Below are 7,525 nucleotides of genomic sequence, written 5' to 3'. Positions count from 1 at the left end.
AGCCGGTGGCGTCCAGGTGGCGGCGCAGCGCCTGCACCAGCTTGATGCGGGTGCGCTGCATGCGCTGCATTTCCGGACGGCGCAGGTCCAGGTAGCGGTACTTCAGGCGGGTTTCCTCGCCCGGGTTCTCGTGGGCGTGGAACGGCAGCGGCTCGGCCTTGTTGAGGACAGTGATGGCCGTGGCGATCACTTCCACCTTGCCGGTGCGGATCTTGTCGTTGACCGAATGGCGCGCGCGCACCACGCCTTCCACCTGCAGCACGTCCTCGTAGCCCAGGCTGGCGGCCACGGCGAACACGGCCGCGTTATCCACTTCCACCGTCACCTGCACGATGCCTTCATGATCACGCAGATCGATGAAGCACACGCCGCCCTGGTTGCGGGCAACGTCGGTCCAGCCGGCGAGGGTAACGGTTTGGCCAATCATGGTCTCATCGACCAGGCCGCAGAAGTGGGTACGCATGGGGGTAAAGCTCCGCAGGAGAATGCCGGCACCACGTTGCGCCGGACAGCCCTTTATTCTGCGGCGTAGGCTGCGCCGGGGCAAATCGGCTGTCGTCGGCCCCACCCCGGCCTTGCCCGGCGGCCCGCCCGGCGGGCATCACGCGCCCTGAACCTGTCCCATTCCTATAGTCCGCGCACCAACGACCGCAAGGGGATGTCGCCATGAACCGTCGCCTTACCATTGTCTGCCTGGCCCTGGCACTGGGCTGCAGCGCCCCGGCCGCCCAGGCCCAGATGAGCACCCGCGCCTATGCACCGGACAACCTGTCGCAGCTGTCCTCCAGCGACCGCTCGCGGGTAATTTCCCAGGAATACGCCGAGCAGGCCAACGGCCGCCGCATCCCCGACGACCAGCTGCGCTTCTACCTGGCCCAGGTCAACTCCGGCTGGAGCTTCTCGAAGATCAAGCAGGACATCGCCACGTCGCTGCGCGGCAATGGCGGCGGCGGCTGGAATGGCGGCGGCAACGGCGGCGGCAACTGGAACGGCGGCGGCGGGAACAACGGCAACGGCGGCACGATCCGCTGCGAAAGCCAGAACAACCGCGAACGGGCCTGCCCCACGCGCTGGCGCAATGCCACTCTGGTCCGGCAGATTTCCGGCACGGCCTGCGTGCAGGGCCAGACCTGGGGCGTGCGCAATGGCGCGATCTGGGTCAACCGCGGCTGCCGCGGCGAGTTCGCCGAGGCACGCGGCAACTGGGGCGGCGGTGGCGGCGGCGGCAACAGCAATTACAGCGTGACCTGCAGCAGCAACAGCAAGCGCGAGCAGACCTGCGCCTGGGAAGCCCGCCAGGGACGCCCGGTGCTGGTCCAGCAGCTGTCCGGCAGCGCCTGCGTGGAAGGCCGCAGCTGGGGGTACCGCAACGGCACGTTGTGGGTCAGCAACGGCTGCCGGGCGCGGTTCGGCGTCCGCTGATGCCGACCGGTTGCCGGCAATGGCCGGCAACCGTGTCCCTCATCCAGCCGGCATGAGCCGGTCTCAGCGTGGGGCGGCGTCGCTGCCCCACGGCGCCGGCGGCAGCGCCACCGGCTTGCTCAGGTCGAACTGCACCTGGAAGTGGCGCCCGCCAGGCCGGGTGAGTTCGTAGACGAAGCGCTGGTCCGGCTCGATGTCCATCGCCCAGGTATTTTCGACCGAGGGCAACATGTCCGCCTTGCGGAACATCGCCACCGAATCGGCATCCACCGGGAATACCTGGCGTTGCGCGGTGCCCGGCGGCTTGCTGTCGCCGCCGTACAGGGTGACCGCATCGGGGCTGCCGTCACGGTGACGGTGGTCGTGCTTGAGGCGAAGGCCGGTGTCGGTGCGGCTGATCACCCAGATGCGCGAGTGGTCATCACCGACGTGGAACGGGATGCGCAGCTGGTGCGCGGGGTCTTCGCACCCACGTACATGCATCACCAGCCGCTTGCCCTCGAAGGGGTCCGGCGCGTCGCTGCGCGGCTCGTTGACGATCACCTTGCCCTCGTAGGCCTTGCCGCAATGCGCGGCAACCGCCGCAAGGAAGGCATCGGCCGGAGCGTTGGCGATGTCATGCGACACCGCATCGGGTTGCCGGGCGCAGCCGGCCAGGGCCAGCAGAAGGACAGCGGGTACAACGGTGGAAACATTCATGCCCCCACCCTAACGGCCCGGCACGGTGCGCGCAAATGCGCAGGCGATCGCCGCGACCCGGTGAGGCAACGGCGATCGCACGCCGTCACGGGTGCAGCCAGACCTGGCAATCCCCGATCAYCCGCACCGTGGCACCGGCGCTGTAGCGGGCCAGGATCTGTTGCTGGAAGCCGCTGCGTGCCGGGTCGCTGCCGAGGGCGTTGGGGCAGTTCACCAGCGCACCAAGCGGACCGTCGCCGAGTGCGGTATCGGCGCTGGCCAGTGTCTCCAGCGCGCTGGTCGGGGCCCAGTCGGGCACCATCACCGCACGACGGTCGGCGAGGTACGGCAGCTCGGAGGACCAGTCCAGGCCGAAGGCGACGATGACGCCCTGCCCGGGGGTGCCGGCCTTGATCAACGCGGCGATCTGCGACACCCGATTGGGCTCGCGTGCTTCCTTCATGCGCTTGACGTAATTGCCGGCGATGGCGCCAAACGACAGCAGGCACAGCAGGCCGACCAGCCACAGCGGGCGTCGCACCTTGCCGCTGGCTTCGGCCCGCTGGATGGTCCACCAGATCACCAGGCCGACGATCGAAGTGGCGAACACGATGTTGGCGGCCTGGTAATACGGGTGGGCGATATGCAGGTTGGTGAATACCGCTACCGGCAGCAGGTAGACCACCAGCAACAGCAGCACGGCGCTGCGGATCTGGCGTGCACACAGGCCCGCCACCAGCAGGATCAGGAACACCCAGTTGGAACCGACGGCGGCGGCAAAGCGCTTTTTGAAGACCGTGCCCCACCAGGTGGCCGGGTCCAGCTTCTGCTGCAGCGTGCCGTAATTCCAGGTCGACAACGCGCTGGACGTCACCTCGCGCCCCAGCGGCGACTGCGCCTTGAGCGCATCGGCGTGCGAGAGCCATTGGTTGATCACCGCCAGTACGGCCAGTGCCGAAACCACGCCCCAGACGATCAACGTCCAGTGCTGCGCCATCCACTGTGGGCGCCAGCCATGTTCACGCACGGCCAGCCACGCGAAGGCCAGGGCAACGAAGGCGGCAAACCCGAAGAAGGTGGTGACCTTGACCAGCGCCGACAGCACCGCCGCGATCACCGCGGTCACGCCCAGCGCGATCATCCGCGCCGGCCCGGCCGACGGGCCGCGCAGCCGCGCCATCGCCCATACGAACACCAGGCCGAAGAACACCGCGGTGGATTCCATCATCACCGAGCGCCCCCAGAACAGCGCATACGGCGACACCGCGAAGGCACCGGCGATGCACAGTGCCAGCGCGCGATCGGGCCGGATGGCCAGCACGACGCGGTAGACCATCCACACGCAGCCGACATGGAACAGCGCCGATACCAGCCGGGCACTGTTGTCGATGCCCATCCCGGTCGCATTGGCCAGCATCGCCGCCAGCCACTGGTACAGCGGGAACTCGAACGGAATCGACCAGGGCGCGCCGAGCACCGGGGTAAGGTAACTGAACACCGGGAAGCCACGGGCAATCCACACGATCGACAGCGCCGTCTGGGTCTGCCGGAAGCCGGAAGCATCCACCGGCGGCATCGACCAGCTGTAGCAGAGCAGCGCCAGCAGCATCACTGCGGAGAAGTACAGCAGGATCTTTCCCGGCAGAAGACTGCGTTTCACATCGACGTCCTGGATCACACCTGCTACTCCTGCTGGAACACCCGGTCGCCAGGCTGCACGGCCTGCCGACGGGGTTTGAATGAAGGGGAATCCGCATGCGCAGACCCGCCGCGCGCGCGGCCCGCGGAGTTTCAGGCGTTCGTTGCGGCAGTGCAAGCGACACCGCGCATGACGGCACTGCACGGCAGCGCTATCGACCTGGCCTTCAAAAAGGCTGTGTTAGGGTAGATCAGGTGTCCGCTTTTTCATTTCCACCGAGACCGCCCGCATGTGGCGGTTGACTGCCCTGCTCACCGGTGTAGCGCTGCTCCTGACGGGCAGCGGGTTGCTGGGCACCCTGCTGGCAGTGCGTGGCGGCCAGGCCGGCTTCGGCGCCGGCACGCTGGGGCTGGTGATGTCGGGGTATTTCGCCGGCTTTTTCATCGGCACCTTTTTCGCTCCGTCGCTGATCGGCCGGATCGGGCACATCCGCGCGTTCGCCTTCTTCGCCGCACTCGCCGCGATCGCGGTGCTGCTGCATCCGCTGTGGATCAACCCGGTCGGATGGGGCGTGCTGCGCATCGCCACCGGCATCGCGCTGGTCGGCCTGTACACGGTGATCGAAAGCTGGCTCAACGCCGAGCCCGATCCGGCCCGACGCAGCCGCGCGTTCTCGCTGTACATGGTGGTCAATCTGTCGGCGCTGGCGCTGGGCCAGGTGCTGCTGATGCTGGGCGATGCCAGCGCGGTGGGAATGTTCATGCTGACCGCGATCCTGGTCTGCGCGGCAGTGCTGCCGGTGACCGCCACGCGCCTGCGCCAGCCGGACGTGCCCGTGGTGACGCGCCTCAAGCTGGCCCGCCTGTATGCGATGGCGCCGGTGGCCACCGTTGCCGCCGGCTTGTCCGGGCTGGCGATGGGCGGCTTCTGGGGCCTGCTACCGGTATATGCGGGCGACGTGGGCCTGGATGGCAACGGCGTTGCGCTGTTCATGCTTACTGCGATTCTTGGCGGCGCGCTGCTGCAGTGGCCCCTGGGCCACATCAGCGATGGGCACGATCGGCGCAGTGGTCTGGTGGCGCTCAGCCTGGCCGCCGCCGGCATCGCGGTGGTCGCCTCCCTGCCGATGATCCAGCTGCAGACCCACCTGCTGTTTGGGCTGTTCTTCGTCTACGGCGGGCTGGCGTTCTCGCTGTATCCGTTCGCGGTAGCGCACATGCTCGATTACCTGCCACGTGCGCATCTGTTGTCCGGCTGTTCCAGCCTGTTGCTGGTGCATGGCGTGGGTGCCGCCATCGGCCCGGCGCTGGCGGGCGCGGCGATGCAGCGCTTTGGTCCGGCGGCGCTGCCGCTGTATTTCGCCGTGGTGCTGATGCTGCTGGCGGTGTTCACCACTGCGCGGCTGCTGCGCTTCCAGCGCCTGCGCACGCATCCGGTCGGGTTCCGGCTGATGCTGCGCACCACGCCGTCGGCGCTGGAAATGATGCCCGAGACCGACGCCGAGATCCCGCCCGACACCCCCTCTCCCCTCTCCTCCGATAAGGAAGTGCATTGACTGTATCGACACCCGCCACGCCCACCTCAACCCGTACACCGCTGGCCCCGCCGGCACCGCAGCTGATCCTGGCCACCGATCTGGATGGCACCTTCCTCGCCGGCGACGCCGCCGCGCGCCACCGCCTGTACCGGCTGGTGGACCAGCACCCCGGCATCGCGCTGATCTTCATCACCGGCCGCGGCCTCGAAGCGGTGATGCCGCTGCTCTCCGACCCGGCCATCCCGCGTCCGGACTACGTGGTCTGCGATGTTGGCGCGACCGTCGTCGATGGCCACACCCTGCAGCCGCTGCAACCCCTGCAATCGATGATCGACGCGCACTGGCCCGGTGAGCACGTGGTGGCCGAGGCGATGCGCCCGTTCGCCGCCCTGCAGCGCCAGGACGTGCCGCAGGAACGGCGCTGCTCCTACTTCTGCGATCCGCAGACGCTGGCGCCGCTGCGCGCGCAGATCCAGGCCGCCGCGCAGGCGCTGGGCTGCGATGTGCTGTATTCGGCCGACCGCTACCTGGACATCCTGCCGCCGGACACCGACAAGGGCCGGACCCTGGCCGCGCTGGCGCGCCTGCTGGACCTGCCGCGCGATCGCATCCTGGTGGCCGGCGACACCCTCAATGACCTGTCGATGTACACCGCCGGCTTCCGCGGAGTGTGCGTGGGCGATTCGGAGCCGGCGCTGACCACGGCGACCGCCACGCTGACGCATACCTTCCACGCGCAGGCACCCGGCTGCGGTGGCATCCTCGAGGCGATCGAGCACTTCGGCCTGCTCGCCACCGACGATCCTTTCCTGCACGCCCCCAAGCAGGCGCGTGCCGACGGCGCCGACCTGGTGATGGTCTACCACCGGCTGCCCTTCGATGAGGTCATGGAAGACGGCGTGCTGGTGCAGCGTCCCCCGCGTTCGCCCAACGGCATCATTCCCTCGTTGCTGAGTTTCTTCGAGGGCGGCCAGAAAGGCTCGTGGGTAGCCTGGGGCATCGATGACCCCAAGCGTGGTCCGTTCCAGACCCACCTGGCCGTCGATGCCGGACGCTACCCCACCCTCACCGCCGCGCGCGTGCCGTTGAGCCGGCAGGAAGTGGACATCTTCTACAAGCGCTTCTCCAAGGAAGCGTTCTGGCCGATGCTGCACGTGTTCTGGGAACGTGCGAAGTTCCGCGAGGACGACTGGCAGGTGTTCCTGAAGGTCAACCGTAAATTCGCGCACGCCACCGCCGCCGAAGCCGCGCATGGCGCTACGGTGTGGATCCACGATTACAACCTGTGGATGGTGCCGGCCACGCTGCGCGAACTGCGCCCGGACCTGAAGATCGCCTTCTTCCACCACACCTATTTCCCGTCCGCCGACGTGTTCAACGTGGTGCCGTGGCGCCGCGAGATCATCGGCAGCCTGCTGTCGTGCGATTACATCGGCTTCCACATTCCGCGCCAGGTGGAGAACTTCGTGGATGTCGTGCGCGGGGCGATGCCCGCCGAGCGCCTGGCCTGGGAAAGCTGCGCGCCGCGCTTCCTCACCTACGGCTGCGCGGTGGGGCTGGACACCATGACCACGCGCCTGCGCGTGGGCGACCGCGAGGTGGCGCTGGGCGCGCACCCGGTCGGTACCGACCTGCGCCGCATCCACAGCGTGCTGGCGCGCAGCGACGTACGCAACGACATCTTCAAACTGCGCCGGGAGATCGGTGCGCGCAAGCTGGTGCTGTCGGTGGAGCGACTGGACTACACCAAGGGCACGCTGGCCAAGCTGGAGGCGTTCGAGCGGCTGCTGGAGCAGCATCCCGAGCGCCAGGGCAAGGTCACCCTGCTGATGGTGTGCGTGCCGGCGGCAAGCGAGATGACCGTCTACCGCACCCTGCAGAACCAGATCGAGCAGGCGGTGGGACGTATCAACGGCCGCTTCTCGCGGCTGGACTGGACGCCGGTGCGCTTCTTTGCACAGGCGTTGCCGTTCGAGGAGGTGGTGGCGCATTACGCCGCCGCGCAGGTGATGTGGATCACCCCACTGCGCGATGGCTTGAACCTGGTGGCCAAGGAGTTCGTCGCCACGCACGGTATCGAGGGCAGCAGCGGCGTGCTGGTGCTCAGCGAGTTTGCCGGGGCCGCGGCCGAGCTGAAGGGCGCGGTGCTGACCAACCCGCATGATCCGGCCGACCTCACCGCCGGGCTGCTGCAGGCCTTGTCGATGCCCGAGGATGAGGCGACCGGACGCATGCGCCAGTTGTTCGGC

The 7,525-nt window shown here is 68.1% G+C and carries 6 protein-coding genes; 3 read left to right on the top strand and 3 right to left on the bottom strand.

Annotated features, from left to right (window positions below; all coding sequences use genetic code 11):
* A partial coding sequence (locus ACXJKH_RS11375) for an OB-fold nucleic acid binding domain-containing protein (RefSeq protein WP_457319512.1) occupies nucleotides 1-463 on the bottom strand: 463 nt, incomplete at its 3' end.
* Nucleotides 464-666: 203 nt separating this feature from the next.
* Here ACXJKH_RS11375 and ACXJKH_RS11370 point away from each other — a divergent pair.
* Nucleotides 667-1,422, top strand: coding sequence for a DUF3011 domain-containing protein (locus ACXJKH_RS11370; protein WP_256775482.1), 756 nt, complete (start codon nucleotides 667-669; stop codon nucleotides 1,420-1,422).
* A 63-nt stretch (nucleotides 1,423-1,485) separates the two neighbouring features.
* Here ACXJKH_RS11370 and ACXJKH_RS11365 read toward each other — a convergent pair whose 3' ends face one another.
* A complete protein-coding gene (locus tag ACXJKH_RS11365; protein WP_457319511.1) occupies nucleotides 1,486-2,121 on the bottom strand; it encodes a hypothetical protein in 636 nt (211 codons plus the stop codon).
* Between the two features lie 85 nt (nucleotides 2,122-2,206).
* A complete protein-coding gene (locus ACXJKH_RS11360; RefSeq protein ID WP_457319510.1) occupies nucleotides 2,207-3,778 on the bottom strand; it encodes a hypothetical protein in 1,572 nt (523 codons plus the stop codon).
* Between the two features lie 250 nt (nucleotides 3,779-4,028).
* Here ACXJKH_RS11360 and ACXJKH_RS11355 point away from each other — a divergent pair, with 250 nt between their 5' ends.
* Together ACXJKH_RS11355 and ggpS are read left to right on the top strand one after the other, a co-directional pair.
* Nucleotides 4,029-5,294, top strand: coding sequence for an MFS transporter (locus ACXJKH_RS11355; protein WP_457319509.1), 1,266 nt, complete (start codon nucleotides 4,029-4,031; stop codon nucleotides 5,292-5,294).
* 62 nt (nucleotides 5,295-5,356) lie between these two features.
* On the top strand, nucleotides 5,357-7,525 hold a 2,169-nt coding region (ggpS, locus tag ACXJKH_RS11350), incomplete at its 3' end, for a glucosylglycerol-phosphate synthase (RefSeq protein ID WP_457319513.1).

It is taken from the genome of Stenotrophomonas sp. P5_B8, from assembly GCF_054049855.1.
This window is presented reverse-complemented; position numbering and strand designations above follow the sequence as displayed.